This window comes from Kribbella catacumbae DSM 19601 (assembly GCF_000372465.1).
Classification (GTDB): Bacteria; Actinomycetota; Actinomycetes; order Propionibacteriales; family Kribbellaceae; genus Kribbella; species Kribbella catacumbae.
Genome location: NZ_AQUZ01000010.1, coordinates 100,659 through 123,919, shown reverse-complemented (window position 1 = coordinate 123,919; position 23,261 = coordinate 100,659). Strand labels below are relative to the sequence as shown.

The following is a 23,261-nucleotide window of genomic DNA, read 5'->3' as shown; positions in this document are numbered from 1 at the left end:
GTGCTCTGAGGTCTTGGGTAGATAACGCGTTTGTTACTTGCCTGTGGATTGTCGCTGACAACGTTGACATGGTCAGTTTCGACCGGCCAACATGGCGGCTATTCCGCCTACCGGCCCTCCGCCGAGGAAGTTGGTTCGACGTGCGACGAGTCAGTGGTGTTCTGGGGGTGACGCTCGGTCTCGCCCTGGTGCTCAGCAGTTGTGGTGACGGCAAGGGCAGTAGCAACGGCTCGGGAGCCGGTGGCACCAAGAGCGAGGTGATCGCGCTCGCCGCGGATCCGCTCGATTTCATCAACCCGCTGAACGAGAACAGCAGCCCGGGCATCCAGATCGCGCAGGCGATGTTCGCTCCGCTGGTGGCCACCGATCCGACCACCGGCAAGGTCGTCAACGTGATGGCCGACTCGGTCACCCCGGACAAGACCAGCCAGACCTGGACGATCAAGCTGAAGGCCGGCAACAGCTTCCAGAACGGCCAGCCGCTGACCGCGAAGGACTACGTCGACAGCTGGAACCTGACTGCCGAGGGTTCGAACGCCTGGGACAACAACGGGTTCTTCGCCAAGGTCGAGGGCTACGACGCGCTGAACCCGCCGACGCCCGAGGGTGCCACCCCGAAGCCGACCTCGGTGAAGACGATGACCGGCCTCAAGCAGGTCGACGACCTGACCTTCACGGTCAAGCTCAAGGTGCCCTTCTCGCAGTTCGGCCTGACCCTGCAGTACCTCGGTCTGGCGCCGCTGCCCGAGGAGGTCCGGAAGAACCCCGACGCCTACAAGCGCAAGCCGATCGGCAACGGCGCGTACAAGCTGGACGGTGACTGGAGCGCCGGTGGCGACATCAAGGTGGTCAAGTGGGACGGGTACAAGGGCCCGAACGCGCCCGAGGCGGACGCGATCACGTACCGCTTCATTCCGAACGCAGACACGGCGTACAACGAGTTCCTGGCCGGCACGGTCGACTTCGTCGACGTACCCGCGACCAAGATCAAGACGTTCAAGACCGACGCGCCGGACGGCTGGGTGACCGGCGTGAGCTCGGGCGCCAACTACCTGGTGATGCCGGCCTGGGATCAGCGCTACAAGAACCCCAAGCTGCGGCACGCGTTCTCGCTGGCGATCGACCGCAAGGCGCTGGCCGACCTGGTCGGCCTGGCGACTCCGTCCAGCGGCTTGATCTCGCCGGACATCGACGGCTACCGAGCGGACGCCTGCAAGTACTGCGGCTTCGACGTCGCCAAGGCGAAGACCCTGCTGGCCGAGGCGGGCGGCTTCTCCGGTCCGGTGAACATCAACTACAACACCACGTCGGCGACCGGTCAGCTGTTCGCCGAGGCGATCGGCAACATGCTCCGGCAGAACCTCGGCCTGGAGGTCAAGTACACCGGCAAGACAGGGTCCGAGCTCACCGAGCTGGCCCAGCAGCGCAAGCTCGACGGCTTGCGGCTCGGCGGCTGGGGACACGACTACCCGTCGATCGAGGACTACCTGACGCCGATGTTCAAGACCACCGGTGACGCGAACTTCGCCCACTACAGCAACCCCAAGCTGGACGCCCTCCTCGCCCAGGGCGACGCGCAGGCGAACCCGGAGACCGCGATCAAGCTGTACCAGCAGGCCGAGGACGTCGCGCTGGAGGACATGCCGCTGATCCCGTTGTACGCCAAGCAGAACGCCTACCTGCACTCGGCCAAGATCGAGCCGCGAGTCTCCAAGTTCACCGGCGTCCAGGCGCTCTACGCCACGTTCAAGTGACCGGGTTCGTACTGCGCCGCGTGCTGGCGGCCGTGCCGATCGGCCTGATCGTCACGCTGGGGGTCTTCGCGCTCGTCTTCGCGATGCCTGGAGACCCCCTGCGGGAATTGGCCGGTGACAAGCCGATCCCGGCCGCCGTACTGGCCGCCAAGCGGGCCCAGTTCCATCTGGACGATCCCTTCATCGTGCAGTACCTGCTGTCGATGAAGGACATCCTCACGGGCAACTTCGGCACCACGTTCGCCGGCGCCGACATCGCCGCGCAGCTGCAACTGCGGATCCCGGTCACGCTCAAGCTGGCCACGATGGGCCTGGTGATTCAGTGGATCGCCGGACTCCTCTTCGGCCTGTACGCCGGCTTCAAGCGCAACGGAGTCGTCGACCGGGTGCTCCTGCTCGCGACACTCTTCATCCTCGCGGTACCCCTGCTGGTGGTGTACTTCGCGGCGCAGTACGTGTTCGGCGTAGAGCTCAAATGGCTGCCCGTGTCGGGCATCGCGCACGGCTATCCGCTCTCGTACCTGCTGCCCGCGGTGTGCATCGGCCTGACCGGTTTCGCCGGGCTGGCCCGGCTGACCCGGACGTCGATCGTCGAGACCGCGAACGCCGATTTCGTCAAGACCGCAAGGGCGAAAGGGCTGGGGGAGCAGCGGATCCTGTGGGGCCACGTCCTGCCGAACGCGTTGCTCCCGATGGTGACCTACATGGGCGTCGAGGTGGGCGGCATCTTCGCCGGCGCGCTGCTCGCGGAGAGCATTTTCAACCTGCCGGGGCTCGGCCAGTTCATGTTCCAGGCGATCAAGCTGAAGGAGGGGGGCGTGGTGGTACTGCTGTCCACGCTGGCCTTCGTCATGTTCATCGCCATCAACCTGCTCGTCGACATCGTCTACGGCGCGATCGATCCGAGGGTGCGCAATGTCTGAGACCCAGCAGGTCTTCGGGGCCGAGGCGCAGGACCTGACCGCCCGGACCCTGTCCAACACCGAACTGCTCCGGGCGTTGCTGCGCAAACCGCAGTTCGTGGTCTGCGTGCTGCTCGTCTTCGCGTTCTTCCTGATGGCCGCCGTACCGCGGATCTTCACCTCCGTCGATCCGCGGTACTGCGAACTGGGCAAGAGCCAGCACGGCCGCGAGCCCGGCCATCCGTTCGGCTTCGACATCCAGGGCTGCGACTACTTCGCCAACGTCATCTACGGCGCCCGCCCGTCGGTGCTGGTCAGCGTCGTGGCCAGCCTCGGTGGGTTCGCCATCGCGGCGATCCTCGGCCTGCTGGCCGGGTACTTCCCGGGCTTCGTCGACAACCTGATCTCCCGTACTGCGGACGTCCTGTTCTCGCTGCCCGGGCTGATCGCGCTGATCGTGGTGCTCAACTCGGTCCCGAACCGGAGCATCTGGATCATCGTCGGCGTCATCCTGCTGACGTCGTGGCCGCTCGGGATGCGGCTGATGCGGTCGACCGTCTTCTCGGTCCGCAACCGCGAGTTCGTGCTGGCCGCCCGGTCGATCGGGGTGCCACCGCTGCGGATCCTGCGCAAACACGTGTTCCCGAACGCGATGGCACCGTTGCTGGCGACAACCACTCTCGGGGTCGGCGGGCTGGTCGGGCTGGAGGCGATCCTGACCTTCCTCGGCGTCGGGTTGCAGCCGCCGTCGATCTCCTGGGGTTCGCAGTTCGGCGTCGCGGCGTCGTTCCGGAACACCCCGCACCTGTTCATCTGGCCGGCCCTGTTCATCTCGACGATGACGATCTCGTTCATGATCATCGGCGACTCGATCCGCGACGCCCTCGACCCGAAGCTGCTGAAATGACGTCTGGCGAAGTACTGCTGAAGGTTGACGACCTCAGCGTCGAGTTCGACACCCCCCACGGCCGCGTCCGCGCCGTCGACGGCGTGTCCTGGCAGGTCCGGGCCGGAGAGACGCTGGCGATCCTGGGAGAGTCGGGCTCCGGCAAGAGCGTCTCCACCCAGGCCTTGACCGGGATCCTGGAGATGCCGCCCGGGCGGATCGTGTCCGGCACCGCGAAGTACCGGGGTGAGGATCTGATCGCGATGTCGGTGAAGGAGCGCCGCAAGATCGTCGGCGACCGGATCACGATGGTGTTCCAGGACTCGCTGTCGGCACTCAACCCGGTCCAGTCGGTCGGCAAGCAGATCGCCGAGTGCTTCCGGGTGCATCGCGGTCTTTCGAGGTCGGAGTCGATGAAGCGGGCGGCCGAGATGCTCGACCAGGTACGGATCCCGGCCGCCGCCAAGCGGGTGCACGACTACCCACACGAGTTCTCTGGCGGCATGCGGCAGCGGGTGATGCTGGCGATGGCTTTAGCTTTGGATCCCGACGTGCTCATTGCGGATGAGCCCACGACTGCGCTTGATGTGACCGTGCAGGCACAGATCCTGGAGCTGATCGAGGATCTGCAGGCCGAGCGGGACATGGGCGTCGTGCTGATCACCCACGACCTCGGCGTGGTCTCCGACGTCGCCGACAACGTGGTGGTGATGTACGCCGGCCATGTGGTCGAGCGCGCTGCCACGGCGGAGGCGCTGGAGCATCCCGTTCACCCTTATACAGAAGGGCTGCTGGGCTCGATGCCGTCTGCGGACCTGAAGGGTCAGGAGTTGCCGACGATCCCCGGTACGCCGCCGTCGTTGCGCTCGATCCCGTCGGGCTGCGCGTTCCGTACCAGGTGTCCACACGCGATCGAGGACTGCGCCGTCTTGGTGCCGCCGCTGCTGACGGTCGCGCCGGGGCGGGACGCCGCCTGCATACGCCGTACGTCCATCCCTGCGAAGGAGGCGGTCTGATGGGTTCCGAGTTGCTCGTGGCAACGGATTTGGTGAAGCACTACGACATCAGCCCGGCCTTTTCCTTCGGCCAGAAGACCCTGGTCCGGGCTGTCGACGGCGTCGACCTCGTCCTGCGTCGCGGTGAGTCGCTCGGGATTGTCGGTGAATCGGGCTGCGGCAAGTCCACCTTGGTCCGGCTGCTTGCTGCGTTGGAGAAGCCGACGTCGGGCTCGGTCCTGTACGGCGGCGCTGATGTCAGCAAGATGGGCGGCCGGGAACTGCGCAGGTGGCGTCGCAATGTCCAAGTGGTGTTTCAGGATCCGTACTCCAGCCTGAACCCCAGGATGCGCGTCGGCGAGATCGTCGCGGAGCCGCTCGAGGTGCACCCGGACGTCTCCAAGGGCATCGACATCCGGTCGCGGGTGCGCGAGCTTCTGGAGCTGGTCGGTCTGCGTGCGGAGGACGAGACGCGCTTCCCGCACCAGTTCTCCGGTGGTCAGCGGCAGCGGATCGGCATCGCTCGTGCGATCGCGCTCAATCCTGATGTGTTGCTCTGCGACGAGCCTGTGTCCGCGCTCGACCTGTCGGTCCAGGCTCAGGTGGTCAACCTGCTCATGCGATTGCAGCGCGAACTCGGGCTCAGCATCATCTTTGTCGCGCATGACTTGTCGGTGGTGCGGCATGTGTCGGATCGCGTCGCGGTGATGTACCTCGGGCGAGTGGCTGAGCTGGGCGAGCACCACCAGGTGTACGACGTGCCGGCGCATCCGTATACGCAGGCGCTGCTGTCGGCCGAGCCTGGGCTGGCTCGTCAGGGGCGCAAACGGATCGTCCTGGCCGGCGACCCGCCGTCGCCGGTCAGCCCGCCGTCGGGGTGCCGCTTCCACACCCGCTGCCTCCGCGCCGAAGCCCGCTGCGGTGTCGAGATCCCCGAACTCCGCGAGATCCCCACCGGGCAAACCGTCTCCTGCCACTTCGCCGAAGACGCCCAGTCGAGCTACTCGGTCACCGGCTAGCACTCCGGCGTCGACTCCCACCCGCCCGGGGACGCGGCCTCCTTCGTCGCCTGCTCGGTGACCATCGGTGTGCTCCGCCCCGCCAGACGGGCATCACCCCCTGGCAGAGCAATGGGCTAACCCCACGCCGAGAGGCGAACCCCTCCCACAGGCCGGTAACCCCGCTCAACCGCAGGAACCGATGACATCCCGCTCGGCCGTGCAGGGCCGAGCGCCGCAGGGAAACACCGCGTGGGCAGGGCGGTCACCGCAGGGAAACACCGCGCCGGCAGGGCGGTCACCGCAGGGAAACACCGCGCCGGCAGGCGGTGGGCAGAGCCGACCACCGACGATGACCGGGCCGACCGGACCGCCACCACTACCGAACCCCGCCCCAACACCCGATACGTCGAAGGGAAGCGTTTGCTCGCGAGGTTTGATAGTGGTGGCGGTCCGGGCGGCCCGCTCCACAAACGGGCATCCCCGTCAGCGGCCGCCCACGGCGCGTCAGGCAGGTCGCCGGCGTTGCGTCGGTACGGCGACGTCCGTGGGCAGTTGGGCGATCCGGACCACGAAGTCGGCGACGATCTTGGGATCGAAGGTCGGCTCCACATCCACGACCTGCAGTAAGCCAGCGCCAGGCGAGCGAACGTCGCGCGCGGGCGTGGGGAGTACCAGGGTCTAAGGTTCTTCGGTGAGCTCGGACATGGTTGCTGGTGGCGCAGGAGGCGTCACCCTGCGTGTCCGCGTGCTCTTGAGCGCAGTGATCGCAATCGCCAGCGCGGTAGTACTCGTCTGGGTAGTCACAGTGCTGCGCACGGTCGATTACGGGTTCGACATCACCGATGAGGGCTACTACTTGCTGTCCTACCGCTGGTGGAGCAGCAATCCGCTAGCCCTGACCGGGATCCAGTACATCTACGGCCCGATCTTCCAGCTTCTGAACTGGGATATCGCCAGCCTGCGCGTCTTCCGGCTCGTGACCGTGATCCTCGGCCACGCGTTCTTCGGCTGGAGCTTCATGCGCTCGCTTCGCGTACGCCGACCGACGGCGCCTCCGACCAAGCTGTGGGAGTTCGCCGGGATCGCCATCATCCTTGCCGCGGCAGGGATGTGTTACAGCTGGCTGCCACTCAGCCCGGCGTACAACGACGTCATCCTGCTCGGCTCGCTCACGGGCGTCTCGTGCGTGCTCTGGGCCGCGACCGCCATCGAGCAGGAGAGGAAGCCGCCGATCTGGGCGCTCACGCTGGCCGGGGTCGTGGTGAGCGTGATGGTGCTGGCGAAGTGGTCGTCGGTGGTCGTGCTCACCCTGATCGTCGTCGCCGCGATCGTCGTACTGAGTGCCCAAGGCATCCAAGCCGTTGCCCGAGGCATCTTCTGGGCCTTGGCCGGCGCGACCGCCGTCGCCGCCGCGGTGCACTTCCTGGTGGTACCGCTGACGGTCGCGATCCCCGGCATCCTGGCCGTCAACCGCTTCATCGCAGACACTTCCTACACTCCGGCCACCCTGTTGGAGATGTACTGGACCACCGGCATCAAGCTGGTCGGCGAGGCGACCAAGCAACACTTCCTGCTCCTCATTGCCGCAGGCGTCGCCGTGGTCGCCCGCCATCCCGTACTACGAATCGCGGCCTGGCTGCTCGCCGCAGCAGGGCTCGGCTTGTCGATCTACCGGGCGCTCGACGAAGGCGGACTCGCGGGCGGCGCGGCCAACAACGGGAAGTTCCAGGTCACCCTGCTGGCCGCAGTACTGGTTGCTGTGGTGACAGCAGTCGTCGCGGTGATCGCCAAGCGATGGACGCCAGGCAAGGAGAATCTGCGTTCCTGGGTCGTGCTCGGCATGCTCGCGGTGCTGCCGTTCGTTCAGGCGTTCGGGACGAACAACCCGCTCTACCTAATCGGCTTCAACGCCTTCGCCGCCTGGGCCGCGCTGATGATCGCCGTCCTGACCAGCATCGAAACGGCACCATTGGTCGCCCGGACGACGACAGCACTGGTGACGGCCGGCGCGCTCGTCGCCATCGCCGCGATCTCGTACGGCGGCCTGATGCTCAACCCGTACCGGTCCGCGCCGCACCGAGATCTCACCACCCTGACCGACCTCAAGCCACTCGGCTCGCTCAAGCTGACGCAGGCCACGGCCGAGCAGTTCACCGCGCTCGACACCCTCCTCAAGCCGTACACGACACCGTCGGGCCGCCCGATCATCGGCTTCGACAAGATGGCCGGCATCATCTTGATGCTGCGTGGCCGTCCGTTCGGCGAGGCCTGGGTGGCGCCGAAGGAGCGTGAGCGGACCGCGGCCGGCATCGTCGAGGTCTGTTCCACCAAGGAACCCTGGCTGGGCGATCGCCAGCCACTCCTGTTCTTCAGCCGCCGGGTCGGCCAGCTGGAGATCGACGCGCTGCGTACCTGCGGGCTGGACCTCAAGGTCGGCTACAAGCTGATCGCGCCGCCGGCCAGCACGATGAATCTGCAGATCTACGTGCCGATCGCGGACCCGGCCGGTCGTCCGGCCAAAGGCGCGGGGTGAGATCCTGAGCCCTGTCCTGCGGTGACGAGGGAAGGGTACGGATGATCAAGGTTGCGGTGCTGGGCGCCAAGGGAAAGATGGGCGCTCAGACGTGCCAGGCCGTGGAGGCCGCCGACGACTGTGAGCTGGTCGCCGCGCTCGACCAGGGTGACGAGCTGTCCGAGCTCATCGCCGCGGGCGCCGAGGTGGTCATCGACTTCACCCGGCCCGAGGTCGTGATGGACAACCTCGGCTGGTGCATCGAGCACGGCATCCACGCCGTCGTCGGGACCACCGGCTTCGACGAGCAGCGGCTCGCGACCCTGCGCGGGCAGCTCGATGCCAGCCCGCGTACCGGCGTACTGATCGCTCCGAACTTCTCCATCGGCGCCGTGCTGATGATGCAGTTCGCCGCCAAGGCAGCGCCGTACTTCGAATCGGTCGAGATCGTCGAGCTGCACCACCCGGACAAGGTCGACGCACCCTCCGGTACTGCGCAGCGCACCGCGCAACTGATTGCCGAGGCGCGGCGCGAAGCCGGCTCGGCGCCGATCCCCGATGCGACCAGCACCGGCCTCGACGGCGCGCGCGGAGCCGACGTCGGCGGGATCCGCGTGCACGGCGTGCGGTTGCGCGGGCTGGTCGCGCACCAGGAGGTCATGCTCGGCGACATCGGCGAGACGCTCACGATCCGGCACGACTCGATGCATCGCGAGTCGTTCATGGCCGGCGTACTGCTCGGCGTACGGAGGATCGTGGAAACGCCCGGGCTCACCGTCGGCCTCGAGCACTTCCTGGACCTCGACTGAGATGTCGTTGAGTCCGAAGAAGGCAGTCGCGGTGATCGCGGTGGTCTTCATCGCGTACGCCGGGCTGCTCGGCTGGCGCGGCGTGCTGCTGATCGGCACCGGTGATCCGGTCGCGATCGGACTCGGCGCCGCGGTACTCGTGATCCCGATCGTCGGGCTGTACCTGGTCTGGCGCGAACTCCAGTTCGGCAGGCAAACCGAAGCGCTCGCCCGCGAACTGGCCGAGTCGGGCGGCCTCCCTGTCGACGACCTGCCAAGACGCCCGTCAGGCCGAATCGACCGAGCCGCCGCGGACGCCGCCTTCACGAAGTACAAACAAGAAGCCGAAGCCGCGCCGGACGACTGGCGAGTCTGGTTCCGCCTCTCCACCGCCTACGACGCCGCCGGCGACCGCAAACGAGCCCGCGCCTCCATGCGCACAGCCATAACCCACCACAACCCCTAACCGACTCGCGACGCCCGCAGCATTTCGGCGGTTAACCGCCGAGCTTGTGGGTTGTCACCCCGGAAGATCGGGTGACAACCCACCACCTCGGCGGTTAACCGCTGAAATGGCGTGGGGTCGCGGCCGCGACGGCTGGGCAGGGGCTACCGGGGAGTTTCCTGGGAGTTGGCTGGGAACGGCGGGTATGGCCTGACAATGCGGTGCGGAACGGGATACCTTCGGGGGGTGCGTGGCGACCGCCACGGACGAGGTCGGAGACTGGGTGGGCCGTCCTTTGCCTTCAGACGGGTCTCGCCGCGGCTCGGACGACGCCCAGGCAACGGGGTTCGGTGATCTGCTCCGCCGGCACCGGCGAGATGCCGGATTGTCGCAGGAGGGACTGGCGGAACTCGCTGGACTGAGTGTCGACGCCATCGCGGCGCTGGAGCGAGGTCGTCGGCGTGCGCCGAGGCCGCACACGCTGAGGCTGCTCGGAGACGCTCTCCGGCTCGGCGCGCTCGATCGCGCGCAACTGACAGCCGCCGCCCGCCGCGACGGCGACACCGGCCCCCGTACGGCGATGCGCCCGGTACCGGTCGCAGCGAATGAGCTGGTCGGCCGTACGGACGAACTCGCCGACGTCGGCCGTCTGGTCGGTGAGCGGGTCACCCGGCTGATGACTCTGAGCGGTCCTGGTGGCGTGGGCAAGACGCGCCTTGCGCTCGCGATCGCGGGGGAGGTGGGGCACCACTTCGATGACGGTGTCTGCTGGGTGCCGCTGGCCCCGGTCTTGGATCCGGCCGCGGTCGCTCCGGCCGTGGCCTCGTCGACGGGCCTGCATCCGCTGGACGGAGCCCGGCTGCTCCAGGAGATCGCCGAGCAGATCGGCCAGCGCCATCTGCTGCTGGTGCTCGACAACTGCGAGCACGTCGTCGCCGATGCCGCGTCGGTCTGTTCGACCCTGCTCGAGTACTGCCCGAACCTGTCCGTCCTCACCTCCAGCCGCGAGCTCCTGCGCATCCCCGGCGAGAGCGTGTACGTCGTACCGCCACTCGCCCTGCCCGAGACGAACGACCAGCTGGACACCTCGCCCGCGGTGAAGCTCTTCGTCGACCGCGCCACCGCCCGCGGGCACGATCCCGTCGAGCGCGAGCAGGTCGCCCGCGTGGTCCGCCGGCTGGAGGGCATGCCACTCGCGATAGAGCTAGCGGCCGCCCGTACCAACGTGCTGACCGTCGAGGAGCTAGCCGCCGAGCTGGAGACCTCGTTCGCCATCCTGGCCGGCGGTTCCAGTACTGCGGGTCCCCGGCAGCAGTCCTTGTACGGCGCGATCGAGTGGAGCCACGACCTGCTGACTCCGGCCGAGCGTGAACTGTTCGCGCTGCTGTCCGTGTTCGTCGGCGGCTGGACGCTGAACGCGGCAGCGGCCGTGCTCTCCGGCACGGTCGTCCCAGGTCCGCTGGAGCGAGCGAAAGCGCTCGACCTCACCAGCCGGCTGGTGGACAAGTCCCTGATCCGGGTCAGTCGCGACCGTGGCATCGCGCGGTACGACATGCTGGCCGTGATCCGTGAGTTCGCCGCCGACCAGTTGACCGCGACCGGTCGCACCGAGGAGATCGCGCGGCAGCACGCGGCGTTCTACGTCGCGCTCGCTGAAGAGGCCGAGAGCCATCTGCGGGGTGCGAACCAGGCTGACTGGCTCGATCGGCTCGACGGCGAGCTCGACAACATCCGCGCCGCGATGGCGTGGTCGCTGCGGTCCGGTACGGCGGGGGAGCCGCTTCGCCTGGCGGGTGGATTGTGGTTGTTCTGCTACCTGCGCGGTCACTATGCCGAAGGAGGCGACTGGCTCGAGCGGGCACTCGCCATGACCGGCGCGGCCGGCGTCGAAGCGCAGTACCAGGCGAAGGCGGCGCTCGGTGCGGGGATGCTGGCCTTCCTGCAATGCGAGTACGACGTGGCGATGGCGCGGCTGGAGTCGGCGCTGGCGCAGTACAAGGAGCTTGGGGACGCGGCCGGTACTGCGCTCGTCATGCAGCGTCTCGGCGGAGTGGCTCGCGAGCGGGGCGACTATCTGGCCGCGGAGAATCTGCATTGCCAGAGCTACGACCTGTTCGAGAGTCTCGGGGATCGGTCGGGGATGGCCTGGGCGCACAACCACCTCGGGTTCGTCGCCTGGCTGCGTGGGGATCTGGAGATCGGGAAGCGGCGATGCCGGCGGGCGCGGGACAGCTTCCGGGTGCTCGGTGACGGCGAAGGGCTGGCCTGGTCGCTGATCAGCCTGGGCACCATCGCGCAGTACAGCGGTGAGCTGACCGAGGCCGAGGACCTGTTACTGGAGAGTCTCGCGCTGTCGCAGAGGCTCGGGTATCGCGAAGGGGTTGCCTGGTCGCTCAACCAGCTGGGCATCGTCGAGCGGCGCCGCAGTTTCACGGATCGCGCTGTGCATCTGCTCGACGAGAGCCTGGCCGAGCATCGCGATCTCGGTGACCGCTGGCGATCCGCGAGCGTGCTGGAGGAGCTGGCAACGGTCGCTCAGCAGCGCAATCGGGGGGAGTACGCGGCCTTCCTGATCGGCGCGGCTGACGGGATCCGCGAGGCGATCGGCGCACCGGTGCCCGAGGTCGAGAAGCCAGACCAGCTCGCCACCCGCCGCTCGATCGAGCAAACCCTCGACCGCCGCGCCTTCCGCGCCGCCTGGTCCGCCGGCCGCGCCGCGCCCCTCGCCGCCGTAGCCGACGGCTACCCAGGCCCCGGCACCACCCCAGACCGCTCAACCCACCTCTGACCCACCTGCCGGGCCGGACCGCTCGACGGCCCACCGGGACGACCCGCTCGACCCGCCCTGCCCGCGATTCCACGCCAACCCCTGTGATCATTCGCCCCCTTTTCACCCGCGCTCCGAGCCACGGTGAATCGGATCGGCCGCCTGGAGGGGTAAGGAGCTCGTCCGACCCACCCGTGGTGGTTTGGCAAGACGGGGTGTGGTTGGGGAGGGTTCTCGCTGGACCCGAGGCGGATCTTGCCCCCGTCATGAGACATTTCCCTCCCCACCTGGCGAAGGGTGATCGACCTTGGGCACCGGCTGGGCATCGTTGGGCGGGTTGGGTGCCTGGTCGGTGCACACGGTGGGCCGGGAGCGGCCAAAAGGGGGCGAATGATCAGGTGCTTGGTCGGTCGGCCTGGCGAGGACCGGGGTGGCAGGCACGAGACCTCGTCCACCACTCCGTCGGACTTGACTCCGGCTGCCGATTCACTCGGCCGGCCGGACCGCTATCACACGGTAAGTCGCGGCCGGCACGGGCTTCCACGCTCAGCGGCACCGGCTGAGTGGCCTCCGGAGGAGGTTGGTGTTTGGTGGCGGTCCGGGATGCTGGGCGCCTCGGGTTCCGCCTGGTGGGAAAACGTTCCCCGGGCGGTGGCAAGCGCTTGCCAAACTGCATGGCGAGGCCGCAGGATGGGCAGCCTGATCCGCCCATCAGGAAGGTGCTCGATGACGAACGCGTTCAGCAGGAGGAGTCTGCTCGGGGCCGGGGGAGCCGTGGTCGGGGGAGCGGCGTTGGGGTCGCTCGGTCAGGGCCAGGCGGCGGCGAAGACGACAGGCCTCTGGCAGTCGGAGCGGGTCCGGTACGACGCGAAGTACCGGTTGGTCTACACCGCCGACGCCGAAGGAAACCGGATCCCCGACTTCAGCTACGCCGGCTACAAGTACGGCGACAGCCCGATCCCGCATGTGCGGACCGCGAAGACCGTCCGGCCGGTCGAAGGCGACAACACCGCGCACCTGCAGGCCGCGATCGACGAGGTCGGCAAACGCACCCCGGATGCCAGCGGCTTCCGCGGCGCGCTACTGCTTGCCCCCGGCAACTATCCGGTCGCGGGAACGCTGAAGGTGAACCAGTCCGGCGTCGTACTGCGTGGCTCCGGCGACGGCGCCGATCCAGCGCGCGACACCATCATCCAGGCGACCGGCAACACCCCCGTCTCGCGGGACGTGATCGTGCTCGGCGGCGGAACGAGTACCGGCTGGCGCGGTCAGGTCGCGGGGACGCGGACCGACATCACCACCGACTGGGTGCAGGTCGGATCGCGCTCGTTCGAGGTCGCCGACGCCAGTGCGCTCAAGCGGGGCGACAACATCATCCTGATCCACCCGTGCACCGAGGCCTGGCTGGCCGCCGTCGACCACGGCGGCACTGCGACGGACGCCGGCTGGACCGTCGACAGCCAGCCGATCACCTACAACCGCTACGTCCACTCGATCCGCGGCAACACCGTGACCGTCGACGTACCGCTGTTCGAGCACCTGCGACGGGAACGCTCGCAGGCCTACTTGTACGTCTGGGACCGCGCCGGCCTGGTGACCGGCGTCGGCGTGGAGAGCTTGCGGATCGACATCCAGTTCGCGGGCGATCCGGAGGTGGACGAGGCACACGCCTGGGTCGGGGTGAAGGTCCGGCAGGTCGAGGACGCGTGGGTCCGGGACAGCACGTTCCTGCATTTCGCGAAGGCCGGCGTCGAGACGACCCAGGCGACCCGAGTCACCGTCCGGAACTGCCGCGCTCTCGATCCGGCCTCGGTCATCACCGGCGGGCTGCGCTACAACTTCAACTGCGAGGCGTTTTCGCAGCAGGTGCTGTTCGCCGACTGTCACGCCTCGAAGGCCCGGCACGCCTTCATCTCGAATGGCGCGAGCAGCGCCTCGGGCATCGTCTTCCTGCGCGGTACGTCGGAAGGCGCGCTCGCGTCGAGCGAAGGGCACCGGCGCTGGAGCCAGGGACTGCTCTGGGACAACCACCGCGATGTCGCCCCGCAGGTCAATCTGAGTCTGGGGATCTACAACCGTGGCGACTACGGCACCGGCCACGGCTGGGCGACCTCGCATTCGGTCGGCTGGAACTGCGACACGGCGACCGCCAAGCTCGTGGTCCAGAAGCCGCCGACAGCGCAGAACTATGCGATCGGCTGCCGGGGAGTGGTCACCGGCGACGGACCGTTCAGTCAGCCGGCGGGCCATATCGAGGGTGCCAACCGGCCCGGGCTGTTCCCGCCCTCGCTGTACCAGGCGCAGTACCTGGACAGACACCGCTGAACAAGCCTCGCGAGGCACCACGACCTGGGGGATCGAAGGTACCCCGCGAGGGATCTTGGGGGACGGGCCGGACAAGCGTAAACGGGGCCCGGCCGGCTGTGTTCTGTCTGACCCCCCAGGCAGTCCCCCCACCTCACAGCCGGCCGAAGCCACGTTCGGCGAGTCAACGAAACGTCGGGCCCTCCCAGTCGACGCTTGGTTCTCTCGCGCTGACTCAAGGTTGGCGTGGTCACGCTGCGTCGCACAGGGACGCAACCCTGACATCGCCCTGACAAGACAGTGCTGACAACGAACGCCTTGTCACGTTTTCACCGATCGTGACGGTGCGTTTCCATTCTGTACCGGAATTCGGTGCCAGAAATCGAACCTAATTCACCCGTTTCAGTGATGTTCTGGGATGCTCCAGGGCTTTCACTGCAGATATCCGGAAACTTCTTTGGTAAATCCGGCGATCCGCCGCAGTGGCGCGCCGGCACCGTCGTCCTCGGAATCCGGAACCGACGGGGCCGGAATTCCCTCGCCCTTGCAGCTGAGGTCCTTGGCCGGCGCGACGCCGGTGGTGAGGAAGGTGTTGATGATCTTGTCCGCGCACTTGTTCACCCCGCCGTAGACACCGTGGTCGCCCTCGCCGGTGATCGTGAGCAGCCGCGATCCGGCGTACCGGTGGTGGGCCGAGGTGGCCAGCGAGAGGCTGGTGGCGGGGTCGTGCACCGACTGCACCATCAAGGTCGTCGGCAAGCCCTTGCCGGTCGGTACCGGCATCTCGAGAGCGGGTCGATCCCAGTAGAAGCAGGGGTTCTCGTTCATCCCCCAGCCGAGCAGCGGGTACTTCGGGCCGAGCCGCGCCGCGAGCTGGTCGCCGTACTCGCGGCCCTGCGGCCAGGGGGTGTCGTTGCAGGTGACCGCGGTGAAGGTCGCGTCCTCGGCGTCGTCGGCGAAGGGCCGCCCGAGCGGCCTCAGTCCGACCGTACTGCGGGTCGCGCGCCGGACGAGTTCGTGCTGACGGGCCAGGGGGAGCGCGTCGACCTTGCGTTGCGCGGCTTTCGGGCCGCCCTTGGTCTGGGCGGCGGACAGGTCGCGGAGAAATGCGAGGTCGATCGCCAGTGACTGGAAATCAGCTTTTGTATACATATCCCCGGCGATGATGTCGTCCAGGGCGTTCTGGTCGTAACTGATCTTCACCGAGCCGTCCAGGAACTCTTCGACGGCCGGTTGCTTTTTGAGTTCGCGGCGGAGCCGTTCGTAGGTCCTGATCACCAAGCGTGGCGATCCGCCCAGTCCCAGCTTGTCGTCGTGCTTCGCGGCCCAGGGGGCGAAGTCCTCACGGAAACGGCGTTCGAACGCCTGCGGCTGGGCCAGAAAGGTGTCTGACCACGGCTTGGTGAAGTCGGTGTTCGAGTCGAGCACGAAACGGCCGACGTGGGCCGGGAAGTAGGTCTGGTAGTACGCGCCGAGCCAGGTGCCGCCGGAGTACCCGACCCAGTCGATCTTGTCGTAGCCGAGCAGTTGGCGGATCAGGTCGATGTCCTGGACGGTCTGCGCGGTGTTGACGAAGGGCAGCAGGCCGCGCGACTGGCGTTCGCAGTACGGCCTGGTCAGGAGTGCCGCCTCGGAGATCAGGTCGAGGTTGCTGCTGTCGCGATCGCGGGCGTCCATGGTGAAACCGGGTGCGCCTTCGCAGGTGACGTTGGCGCTGTCGCCGGTGCCGCGCGGGTCGAAGCCGATGAACAGGTGATCCTTGGCGAGCGCCGCCTGACTGGCCAGGTACGGCGCCATGCCGAGTCCCGCGCCGCCGGGTCCGCCCGGGTTGCCGAAGATGACGCGGCTCGGCTTGGTCTTGCTTTTGCCGACGGGGGTCACCTTGCTGACGGCGAGCTCGATGTCGTTGCCGGAGTACTGGTTCGACCAGTCGCGCGGTGCGGTGATCTTGGCGCAGAAGGTCCGGTACTCCGGATCGCCGCACTGTTTCCAGACGAGTTGCTGTTTCAGGTACCGGTTGGCCACCTGGTTCGGCCCGGTCTGCATCCGCTCTGTCCCGGTCTGCAGCGAGGCAGTCGCCCCGGAGCCCGGAATCGCGAGCAGAGCGGCTGCACTGATACCCAGGGCGACGGCCAGGGTACGGAACTTCATACATCCTCCAACGGATGGCCAAGCGTGATCGGTCCGTCGCAATCTGTCATGCCAGCCTTGCGACGTCGAGCACCACCCCCGGCCCGTCGCGGGATCCTCAGCTGGTATGAGATCCCACGCACCGGCCGCCGCTCGCGCTCCCACGCCGCTCCCGGCTCTGGGCGCTCCCACCCACCCGGTTTCCCGCTCCTTCGTCGCGGTGGGCGGTCGCGCGCGGGTCGGTCTCTGTCGCGGGTCACCAGAGACTCGCGGCCCGCAATCGACGGTCAGTCTGGAAGTCAGAGAACTACTCGCCAGTGCCAGCTGACACAGACCGGGACCTGTCAGAGGGCTGGGTCTCGCCCGAAGTCGGCTTCGGTAGTCGCTTGGTCAGCAACTCCTGAGCCACTTGTTCAATCCGGCAAGGTGCTGCTCGACGACGCTGGCTGAGATCGACCTGGGCCACAGCGTGAAGGATTTTTGCCGCTCCGTGGCAGAAATCCTTCACGCGGGTCAGCTGTCACTCCTCGGCTTGCTCGACCGTGCGTCCGTCATGGCGAAGGCGTGGACGGCTGCGCACGCGCGACCTCGCGCTAATCGGTGTACTCCGCCCCGCCGCACGGGCATCACCCACTGGTAGAGCAATGGGCGAACCCCTCGCCGAGGCGCGAACCCCTCCGGAGTACGGGTGACCCACTCAGCCCGGGCGCCGAAGCCCCAGGCGCCGAAGACCCAGACACACGGAGGACGACTGGTCGCGGACCGCCCTGACGGATCGTTGACAGCCTGGCGCTCGCCCTAACTAAACAACTTTGGGCTTAACCGCGAACCTGGCCTGAGGAGAGTGCGCCCGCGGTAGGAGGCGAGTTGCGGCAGGGCACGAGCCTCATTAGGAGCGGTGTAAGGGTGGGCGGGAGTGCTCAGAGCTGGGAGCGACGCAGGAGCGCGGCGGCGGGGGCGTGGGTCGCGGTACGAGCCGAGTAGCCGGCAGGGTCGTTGAACTAACCGGACTGTGGTCCGATTCTGTGATACCGTCGGTTTTCCGTTGGAATGAAGGGGAAAGTGATGACTGTTGCTGTCGCGTCGGGGACCATCGTCGTGTACTCCGACCTGTGGTGTTCGTTTGCACATCTGGCTGTTCATCGGCTGCATCGGGCTCGGGCGCGGCTTGGGCTGGAAGGGGTTGTGGCGTTTGATCACCACGCGTTTCCGTTGGAACTGCTGAACGGGCACAGCAGTCCGCGGCCGGGGACGGATTCGGAGGTGTCGGCGATCGGGCGGCTTGATCCGGAGGCTGGGTGGAAGTTGTGGCAGGCGCCCGACTGGACTTATCCGACGACCACGTTGCCCGCGTTGGAGGCTGTTCAGGCGGCCAAGGAGCAAGGGCTGGCGGCGAGTGAGGCGATGGATCTCGCGCTGCGCAAGGCTTTCTGGGTGGACAGCCGATGCATCAGTTTGCGTTCGGTGTTGCTGGAGGTTGCGGCCGAGACGAGCGTCGTCGACGTCGACCTGCTGGCGGAGGCGCTGGACGACGGGCGCGCGCGCAAGTCGGTGATGGCCGACTTCGCGGTCTCGCAGACCGATGCCGTCCAGTGCAGCCCGCATCTGTTCTTGCCCGACGGCACGGACGCGGCGAACCCGGGAGTCGAGGTCCACTACACCGGCGACTACGGCATCGGCTTCCCGATCGCCACCGCCGATGACCCCTCCGTCTATGAAGCCCTCCTACTCCGGGCCGCCGGCTCCCTGCAGGCCGTCTAGATCCAGTTCAGCCCGCTGGGCTGTCCCGATCGACAGGACATAGTCGGTCGTTCGGGCGGGCGCCACGCTCACGGAGACGGCGGCTGGCCGCCGGACGGGCACTACGTCCTGTCGGTCGGGACGCAATCCACTGCGCTAGAGGTCGATGCCAGTGTGGGTTTTGATGTGGTCGGGGAGTGGGTCGTGGCTGTCGCCGGTGGTTGGGATGCCGGCTGGTTCGATGACGACGATCTGTGCGCCGCCGTCGGAGAACGGGCGGTGGTAGATACCCTTCGGGACAACGAAGACCGAGCCGGCGGGTAGCGAGACGACTCGCTCGTGGGGGTCGCGGAGGCCGATGCTCAGTTCGCCTTCGAGGACCAGGAAGAACTCGTCGGTGGTGTCGTGCACGTGCCAGATGTAGGAGCCCTTCACGTGCGTCACGCGGACGTCGTAGTCGTTGATCCGCGCGGCGATCCGCGGGCTCCACAGTTCGTCGAAGGTGCTCAGGACGGCGCGAAGGTCGATCGGTTCAGTGGTCACGCCTCCCAGCGTGACGGGATGCGCGGCTTGCGCGTGAGTGCTAGGAATAGCATATGTCGAAAGAATCCTCGCATCGCGTCGCGCTGATCATCGACGAGGGCTCCAACCCGTTCGAGCTCGGCGTCGCGACGGAACTGTTCGGCCTGCGCCGGCCAGAGCTGGGCCGCCGCTGGTACGACCTGGACCTCTGTACTCCGGAACCGGCCGTCCGCATGCACAGTGGATTCTTCACGCTCACCGGAGTCGCCGGCCTCGACCAGGTCGACCAGGCCGACACGGTGATCGTGCCGAATCGCCCGGACCCCGAGACGCCGCCGTCGCCGGAGGTGCTGGACGCAGTACGGCGGGCTGCCGCGCGCGGGGCGCGGCTGGTCAGCTTCTGCACAGGTGCCTTCACGCTGGCAGCGGCCGGCGTACTCGATGGGCGGCGGGCGACCACGCACTGGAAGTGGGTCGAGCTCTTCGGGGCGATGTTCCCGGCCGTGAAGCTGGAGCCGGATGTGCTCTTCGTCGACGACGGGGATGTCCTGACGGCGGCGGGGAGTGCGGCCGCGCTGGACCTCGGGCTGCATCTGATCCGCCGCGACCACGGCGCCGAGGTGGCGAACGCGGTCAGCCGGCGACTCGTCTTCACCGCGCATCGCGACGGCGGACAGCGCCAGTTCATCGACCAACCGGTACCGCCGGTCGCGGATAGCTCATTGGCCCCGTTGCTCACCTGGGTGCGGCAGGAACTCGCCAGCCCGCTGACCATTGCCGACATCGCAGCTCACGCGGCCATGAGCCAGGCGACTCTGCATCGCCGGTTCCAGGCCGAGCTCGGCACCACTCCACTCGCGTGGCTCACCGCCGAGCGTGTGGCCCTTGCCTGCCGGCTCCTGGAGGCAGGCGAGATCCGCTTGGATGCAGTCGCCCGCCAATGTGGTCTGGGTACCGCGACGAACCTGCGGATCCAGCTCAGACGACGTACCGGCCTGACGCCCAGCGACTACCGCCGCCGCTTCGCGCTCAACACCTAACGGGCTGCCCACCGCCTGGCGGGCTGCTCAACGCTTAGTCCTCGGCTGAGGGATCCGTGTGCAGCCGGATCTGCTTCACGCGGACCGTGCCGTCGCCGTACAGGTCGAGTTCGCGATGGGCGCCGTCGGGTGCCCAGCCGGAGTCGGTGTAGAAGGAACGCAGTACGTCGTCCGTCGAGTTCACCCAGACGGTCACGCGGCTGAAGCCGTCGGCGCGGATCGTGTCGACGACCGCGTTCAGCAGCCGGGAGCCGTGGCCGGCGCGAGTGGCTTCGGGGTCGACCGCCAGTTCGGCGACCAGGGCGTCGTGGCGGGGGTCGGAGTCCGGGTCGTCGGAGGCGGTGATCGCTGCGAAGCCGACGAGGGTCCGGCCGGCCAGCGCGACCATCACCCGGTTGCGAGCCTCGCCGGGAGCGATGAGAGCAGCACGCCACTGGGCGGCGAACTGCGCGGGGTTGAGGTCGGCCAGTACGTCCGCGGGCAGCAGGCCGTCGTACGACCGGCGCCACGCCGCTACCTGGATCTCGCCGATCGCATCCGCCTCGGCCGGCAGCGCCAGCCGGACGCTCGACTCGGCGATCGGCTCGTCAGTGGCGCCCATCGAGGTCAGGCTTTCCGGTTCCGGTACGCCGAAGTCGTCGTGGTTCATGCCCCCATCCTTTCAAAGCGGATGACAAAGGCCTTCGGCAGGACACCCGTCGGGGAGGTGTCCTGCCGAAGGCGGTCGGGGGAGTGGTCAGTACGTGAGCTTGCGGAGCAGCGTTTCCGCCGGACCGCGGTACGAGCGCTTCTTCATCTGGTAGGCCCCGGCCACCGAGACCGTCCAGACCAGTACTGCGGCCGCGGGGGATTCACCCTTTCGATAACTGTGGAGGGGTTGAGCTGTTAACTCAATCCTGCTGCCGTGGCCGGCGCCGTCCCAGCGGTCTGACCCCACTCCTGTGGTGGTGCTGGCACCCCTTGTGACACTTGCTGTCGATTCTGCAGACGAAGTGTCACAAGTCGGCTATGCTCGGGGTCATGGACAGCTTCCAGGCGACGATCGACGCCGACGGCCGGATCGAGCCGCGCGACGCGATGCCCGAGGGGTACCGCAAGACCCTGATCCGGCAGATCGCACAGCACGCGCACTCCGAGATCATCGGCATGCAGCCCGAGGGCAACTGGATCAGCCGCGCGCCGTCACTGCGCCGCAAGGCGATCCTGATGGCGAAGGTCCAGGACGAGGCCGGCCACGGCCTCTACCTGTACGCCGCGGCCGAGACGCTCGGGGTGGATCGCGCCGACCTGCTGGACCTGTTGCACGCCGGCAAGCAGAAGTACTCCAGCATCTTCAACTACCCGACGCTGACCTGGGCCGATATCGGCGCGATCGGCTGGCTCGTCGACGGCGCCGCGATCGTCAACCAGGTGCCGCTGTGCCGCTGCTCGTACGGTCCGTACGCGCGAGCGATGGTCCGGGTCTGCAAGGAGGAGTCGTTCCATCAGCGGCAGGGCTTCGAGATCCTGCACACGCTGTGCAACGGCACGCCGGCGCAGAAGGAGATGGCGCAGGATGCGCTCAATCGCTGGTGGTGGCCGAGCCTGATGATGTTCGGTCCGCCGGACGCGAGCTCGACCCACTCGGAGCAGTCGATGGCGTGGGGGATCAAGCGGCACAGTAACGACGAGCTGCGGCAGCGGTTCGTCGACATGACGGTGCCGCAAGCCGACGTACTCGGCATCCGGGTGCCGGACGACGAGCTGACCTATGACGAGGCGACCGGGCGCTACAGCTTCACCCAGCCGGACTTCGCCGAGCTGTATGAAGTTGTCAAGGGCAACGGTCCGTGTAACCAGGAGCGGCTCGCGCACCGGGTGAAGGCGCACGAGGACGGCGCCTGGGTCCGCGAGGCAGCCGCGGCGTACGCCGAGAAGCAGGCGAAGAAGATGCAGGGGAGCGCAGCATGACCGAAGGTGCCAAGCGCGCGCCGATCGAGCCGCTCTGGGAGGTCTTCGTCCGATCCCGCCGGGGCCTGTCGCACGTTCACGTCGGCAGCCTGCACGCGCCGGACGCGACGATGGCGCTGCGTAACGCCCGCGACGTCTACACCCGCCGCCAGGAAGGTGTTTCGATCTGGGTCGTGCCGGCCACCGACATCACCGCGTCGAGCCCGGACGAGAAGGACGAGTTCTTCGACCCGGCTGCCGACAAGGTCTACCGGCATCCGACCTTCTACCAGGTCCCGGAAGGCGTCGAGCACCTGTGAGCGACCCCCGCGCCAATGACCTCAGTACCTATTCGCTCCGCCTCGGCGACGACGCGCTGATCGCGGCGCAGCGGACCGCCGAGTGGATCGCGGCCGCACCGCAACTCGAGGAAGACGTTGCCCTGGGCAACATCGGCCTCGACCAGCTGGGCCAGGCGCGATCCCTGCTCCAGTACGCCGGTACGGTCGAGGGCGCGGGCCGATCCGAGGACGACCTGGCCTACTTCCGCGACGAGCGTGAGTTCCTCAACCTCCAGCTGTGCGAGCTGCCGAACGGCGACTTCGCCCAGACCATCGCCAAGCTCCTGTACTTCGCGACGTACCAGCACCTGCTCTACGAAGAGCTGCGCGGAGGCACCGACGAGACCCTGGCGGGAGTCGCGGGCAAGGCGGTGAAGGAGGTCGCGTACCACGTCGACCACGCCACCCAATGGGTACTGCGGCTGGGTGACGGCACCGACGAGAGCCACCGCCGGATGCAGGCAGGCCTCGACGCGATGTGGCCGTACACGGCCGAACTGTTCGCCTCCGACGAGTTGGTGCAGCGGCTCGACGTCGCCGTCGATCCGTCGACGCTGGAGGAGGAGTGGCTGCGCCGGGTCAACCAGGTGATCGACGAGTCCACCTGCGAGCGGCCGACGTCGGCGTACCAGCACAGCGGTGGCCGCGACGGTCGCCATACCGAGCACTTCGGGTACTTGCTCGCGGAGTTGCAGCATGTCGCGCGCTCACACCCAGGAGCGTCATGGTGAGTGACACGGCGATCTTCGAAGCAGTCGGTGAGGTCGCGGACCCCGAAGTACCGGTCCTGACGATCGCTGACCTCGGCGTACTGCGCGGCGTCCGGCACGAGGGCGACGAGGTGGTCGTCACGATCACTCCGACGTACTCCGGCTGTCCCGCGATGGATCTCATCAAGCACGAGGTCGAGCTGACCCTGGACTCCCTCCACCTGAAGGGCCGCGTCGAGACGGTGTTGTCGCCGGCCTGGACGACGGACTGGATGAGCGACGAGGGCAAGGCCAAGCTGACGGAGTACGGGATCGCTCCGCCGACGGGCCGTCGCGCGGTCGGCGGGCCGGTGTCGCTGAGCCTGACCCTCCGGTGCCCGCTGTGCGGTTCGCCGGACACCTCGGAGCTGAGCCGGTTCGGATCCACCTCCTGCAAGTCGCTGTGGCGGTGCAACTCCTGCCGTGAGCCTTTCGACCACTTCAAGGCGATTTGAG

20 protein-coding genes are annotated in these 23,261 nt (G+C 67.6%); 16 read left to right on the top strand and 4 right to left on the bottom strand.

What is annotated here, in order from left to right:
- Positions 1-140: 140 nt before the first annotated feature.
- The 10 genes from A3ES_RS0113255 (at position 141) to A3ES_RS0113205 (ending at position 14,375) form a co-directional block, all read left to right on the top strand.
- Entirely contained in the window at positions 141-1,754 is a 1,614-nt protein-coding gene (locus tag A3ES_RS0113255; RefSeq protein ID WP_157630486.1) for a peptide ABC transporter substrate-binding protein, read from the top strand.
- Positions 1,751-2,677 carry an ABC transporter permease gene (locus A3ES_RS0113250; protein WP_020387304.1) on the top strand — a complete coding sequence of 309 codons (927 nt, stop codon included), beginning with the start codon at positions 1,751-1,753 and terminating at the stop codon, positions 2,675-2,677. The genes A3ES_RS0113255 and A3ES_RS0113250 overlap by 4 nt, the downstream gene beginning before the upstream one ends.
- Entirely contained in the window at positions 2,670-3,563 is an 894-nt protein-coding gene (locus A3ES_RS0113245; protein ID WP_020387303.1) for an ABC transporter permease, read from the top strand. The genes A3ES_RS0113250 and A3ES_RS0113245 overlap by 8 nt, the downstream gene beginning before the upstream one ends.
- On the top strand, positions 3,560-4,558 hold the full coding sequence (locus tag A3ES_RS0113240) for an ABC transporter ATP-binding protein (RefSeq protein ID WP_020387302.1): 999 nt from the start codon (positions 3,560-3,562) through the stop codon (positions 4,556-4,558). The genes A3ES_RS0113245 and A3ES_RS0113240 overlap by 4 nt, the downstream gene beginning before the upstream one ends.
- Complete coding sequence (locus A3ES_RS0113235) at positions 4,558-5,556, top strand: ABC transporter ATP-binding protein (RefSeq protein WP_020387301.1); 999 nt, start codon at positions 4,558-4,560, stop codon at positions 5,554-5,556. Before A3ES_RS0113240 ends, A3ES_RS0113235 begins: the two co-directional genes overlap by 1 nt.
- A gap of 673 nt (positions 5,557-6,229) precedes the next feature.
- Positions 6,230-8,071, top strand: coding sequence for a hypothetical protein (locus A3ES_RS0113225; RefSeq protein WP_157630485.1), 1,842 nt, complete (start codon positions 6,230-6,232; stop codon positions 8,069-8,071).
- A 41-nt stretch (positions 8,072-8,112) separates the two neighbouring features.
- Positions 8,113-8,859 (top strand): 4-hydroxy-tetrahydrodipicolinate reductase, encoded by a 747-nt coding sequence (dapB, locus tag A3ES_RS0113220; RefSeq protein WP_020387298.1) that lies wholly within the window; start codon positions 8,113-8,115, stop codon positions 8,857-8,859.
- A 1-nt stretch (position 8,860) separates the two neighbouring features.
- A complete protein-coding gene (locus tag A3ES_RS0113215; protein WP_020387297.1) occupies positions 8,861-9,304 on the top strand; it encodes a hypothetical protein in 444 nt (147 codons plus the stop codon).
- 229 nt (positions 9,305-9,533) lie between these two features.
- Complete coding sequence (locus tag A3ES_RS0113210) at positions 9,534-12,071, top strand: ATP-binding protein (protein WP_020387296.1); 2,538 nt, start codon at positions 9,534-9,536, stop codon at positions 12,069-12,071.
- Positions 12,072-12,776: 705 nt separating this feature from the next.
- A complete protein-coding gene (locus A3ES_RS0113205) occupies positions 12,777-14,375 on the top strand; it encodes a hypothetical protein (protein ID WP_020387295.1) in 1,599 nt (532 codons plus the stop codon).
- Positions 14,376-14,786: 411 nt separating this feature from the next.
- Here the strand turns inward: A3ES_RS0113205 and A3ES_RS0113200 are convergent, their stop codons facing one another.
- Entirely contained in the window at positions 14,787-16,505 is a 1,719-nt protein-coding gene (locus A3ES_RS0113200; protein ID WP_020387294.1) for an alpha/beta hydrolase, read from the bottom strand.
- 1,044 nt (positions 16,506-17,549) lie between these two features.
- Here A3ES_RS0113200 and A3ES_RS0113195 point away from each other — a divergent pair.
- A complete protein-coding gene (locus A3ES_RS0113195; protein ID WP_020387293.1) occupies positions 17,550-18,245 on the top strand; it encodes a DsbA family oxidoreductase in 696 nt (231 codons plus the stop codon).
- Between the two features lie 135 nt (positions 18,246-18,380).
- Here the strand turns inward: A3ES_RS0113195 and A3ES_RS0113190 are convergent, their stop codons facing one another.
- The gene (locus A3ES_RS0113190; protein WP_020387292.1) at positions 18,381-18,767 is read right to left on the bottom strand and encodes a cupin domain-containing protein; all 387 of its coding nucleotides are present in this window, start codon (positions 18,765-18,767) and stop codon (positions 18,381-18,383) included.
- A gap of 53 nt (positions 18,768-18,820) precedes the next feature.
- Between A3ES_RS0113190 and A3ES_RS0113185 the strand changes: the two genes are divergently transcribed.
- Positions 18,821-19,786 carry a GlxA family transcriptional regulator gene (locus A3ES_RS0113185; protein WP_020387291.1) on the top strand — a complete coding sequence of 322 codons (966 nt, stop codon included), beginning with the start codon at positions 18,821-18,823 and terminating at the stop codon, positions 19,784-19,786.
- 34 nt (positions 19,787-19,820) lie between these two features.
- Here A3ES_RS0113185 and A3ES_RS0113180 read toward each other — a convergent pair whose 3' ends face one another.
- A complete protein-coding gene (locus tag A3ES_RS0113180; RefSeq protein ID WP_020387290.1) occupies positions 19,821-20,435 on the bottom strand; it encodes a GNAT family N-acetyltransferase in 615 nt (204 codons plus the stop codon).
- Between the two features lie 87 nt (positions 20,436-20,522).
- The gene (locus A3ES_RS53985; protein WP_157630484.1) at positions 20,523-20,723 is read right to left on the bottom strand and encodes a DUF418 domain-containing protein; all 201 of its coding nucleotides are present in this window, start codon (positions 20,721-20,723) and stop codon (positions 20,523-20,525) included.
- A gap of 83 nt (positions 20,724-20,806) precedes the next feature.
- On the opposite strand from A3ES_RS53985, the gene paaA reads away from it, so the two are divergent.
- From paaA to paaD, 4 genes are read left to right on the top strand one after another with little or no spacing between them, the layout of a single operon-like run.
- The gene (gene paaA / locus A3ES_RS0113175; RefSeq protein ID WP_237744944.1) at positions 20,807-21,736 is read left to right on the top strand and encodes a 1,2-phenylacetyl-CoA epoxidase subunit PaaA; all 930 of its coding nucleotides are present in this window, start codon (positions 20,807-20,809) and stop codon (positions 21,734-21,736) included.
- Positions 21,733-22,035, top strand: coding sequence for a 1,2-phenylacetyl-CoA epoxidase subunit PaaB (gene paaB, locus A3ES_RS0113170; RefSeq protein WP_020387288.1), 303 nt, complete (start codon positions 21,733-21,735; stop codon positions 22,033-22,035). The genes paaA and paaB overlap by 4 nt, the downstream gene beginning before the upstream one ends.
- Entirely contained in the window at positions 22,032-22,787 is a 756-nt protein-coding gene (gene paaC / locus A3ES_RS0113165) for a 1,2-phenylacetyl-CoA epoxidase subunit PaaC (RefSeq protein WP_020387287.1), read from the top strand. Before paaB ends, paaC begins: the two co-directional genes overlap by 4 nt.
- Positions 22,781-23,260, top strand: a complete 480-nt coding sequence (gene paaD, locus A3ES_RS0113160; protein WP_020387286.1) for a 1,2-phenylacetyl-CoA epoxidase subunit PaaD — start codon at positions 22,781-22,783, stop codon at positions 23,258-23,260. The genes paaC and paaD overlap by 7 nt, the downstream gene beginning before the upstream one ends.
- Position 23,261: the final 1 nt, after the last annotated feature.

Coding starts and splice junctions, on each gene's coding strand:
- A3ES_RS0113245 (WP_020387303.1), top strand. CDS start 2,670: ATGTCTGAGACCCAGCAGGTCTTCGGGGCCGAGGCGCAGGACCTGACC.
- A3ES_RS0113240 (WP_020387302.1), top strand. CDS start 3,560: ATGACGTCTGGCGAAGTACTGCTGAAGGTTGACGACCTCAGCGTCGAG.
- A3ES_RS0113235 (WP_020387301.1), top strand. CDS start 4,558: ATGGGTTCCGAGTTGCTCGTGGCAACGGATTTGGTGAAGCACTACGAC.
- dapB (WP_020387298.1), top strand. CDS start 8,113: ATGATCAAGGTTGCGGTGCTGGGCGCCAAGGGAAAGATGGGCGCTCAG.
- A3ES_RS0113215 (WP_020387297.1), top strand. CDS start 8,861: ATGTCGTTGAGTCCGAAGAAGGCAGTCGCGGTGATCGCGGTGGTCTTC.
- A3ES_RS0113205 (WP_020387295.1), top strand. CDS start 12,777: ATGACGAACGCGTTCAGCAGGAGGAGTCTGCTCGGGGCCGGGGGAGCC.
- A3ES_RS0113200 (WP_020387294.1), bottom strand. CDS start 16,505: ATGAAGTTCCGTACCCTGGCCGTCGCCCTGGGTATCAGTGCAGCCGCT.
- A3ES_RS0113195 (WP_020387293.1), top strand. CDS start 17,550: ATGACTGTTGCTGTCGCGTCGGGGACCATCGTCGTGTACTCCGACCTG.
- A3ES_RS0113185 (WP_020387291.1), top strand. CDS start 18,821: ATGTCGAAAGAATCCTCGCATCGCGTCGCGCTGATCATCGACGAGGGC.
- A3ES_RS0113180 (WP_020387290.1), bottom strand. CDS start 20,435: ATGAACCACGACGACTTCGGCGTACCGGAACCGGAAAGCCTGACCTCG.
- paaA (WP_237744944.1), top strand. CDS start 20,807: ATGGACAGCTTCCAGGCGACGATCGACGCCGACGGCCGGATCGAGCCG.
- paaB (WP_020387288.1), top strand. CDS start 21,733: ATGACCGAAGGTGCCAAGCGCGCGCCGATCGAGCCGCTCTGGGAGGTC.
- paaD (WP_020387286.1), top strand. CDS start 22,781: ATGGTGAGTGACACGGCGATCTTCGAAGCAGTCGGTGAGGTCGCGGAC.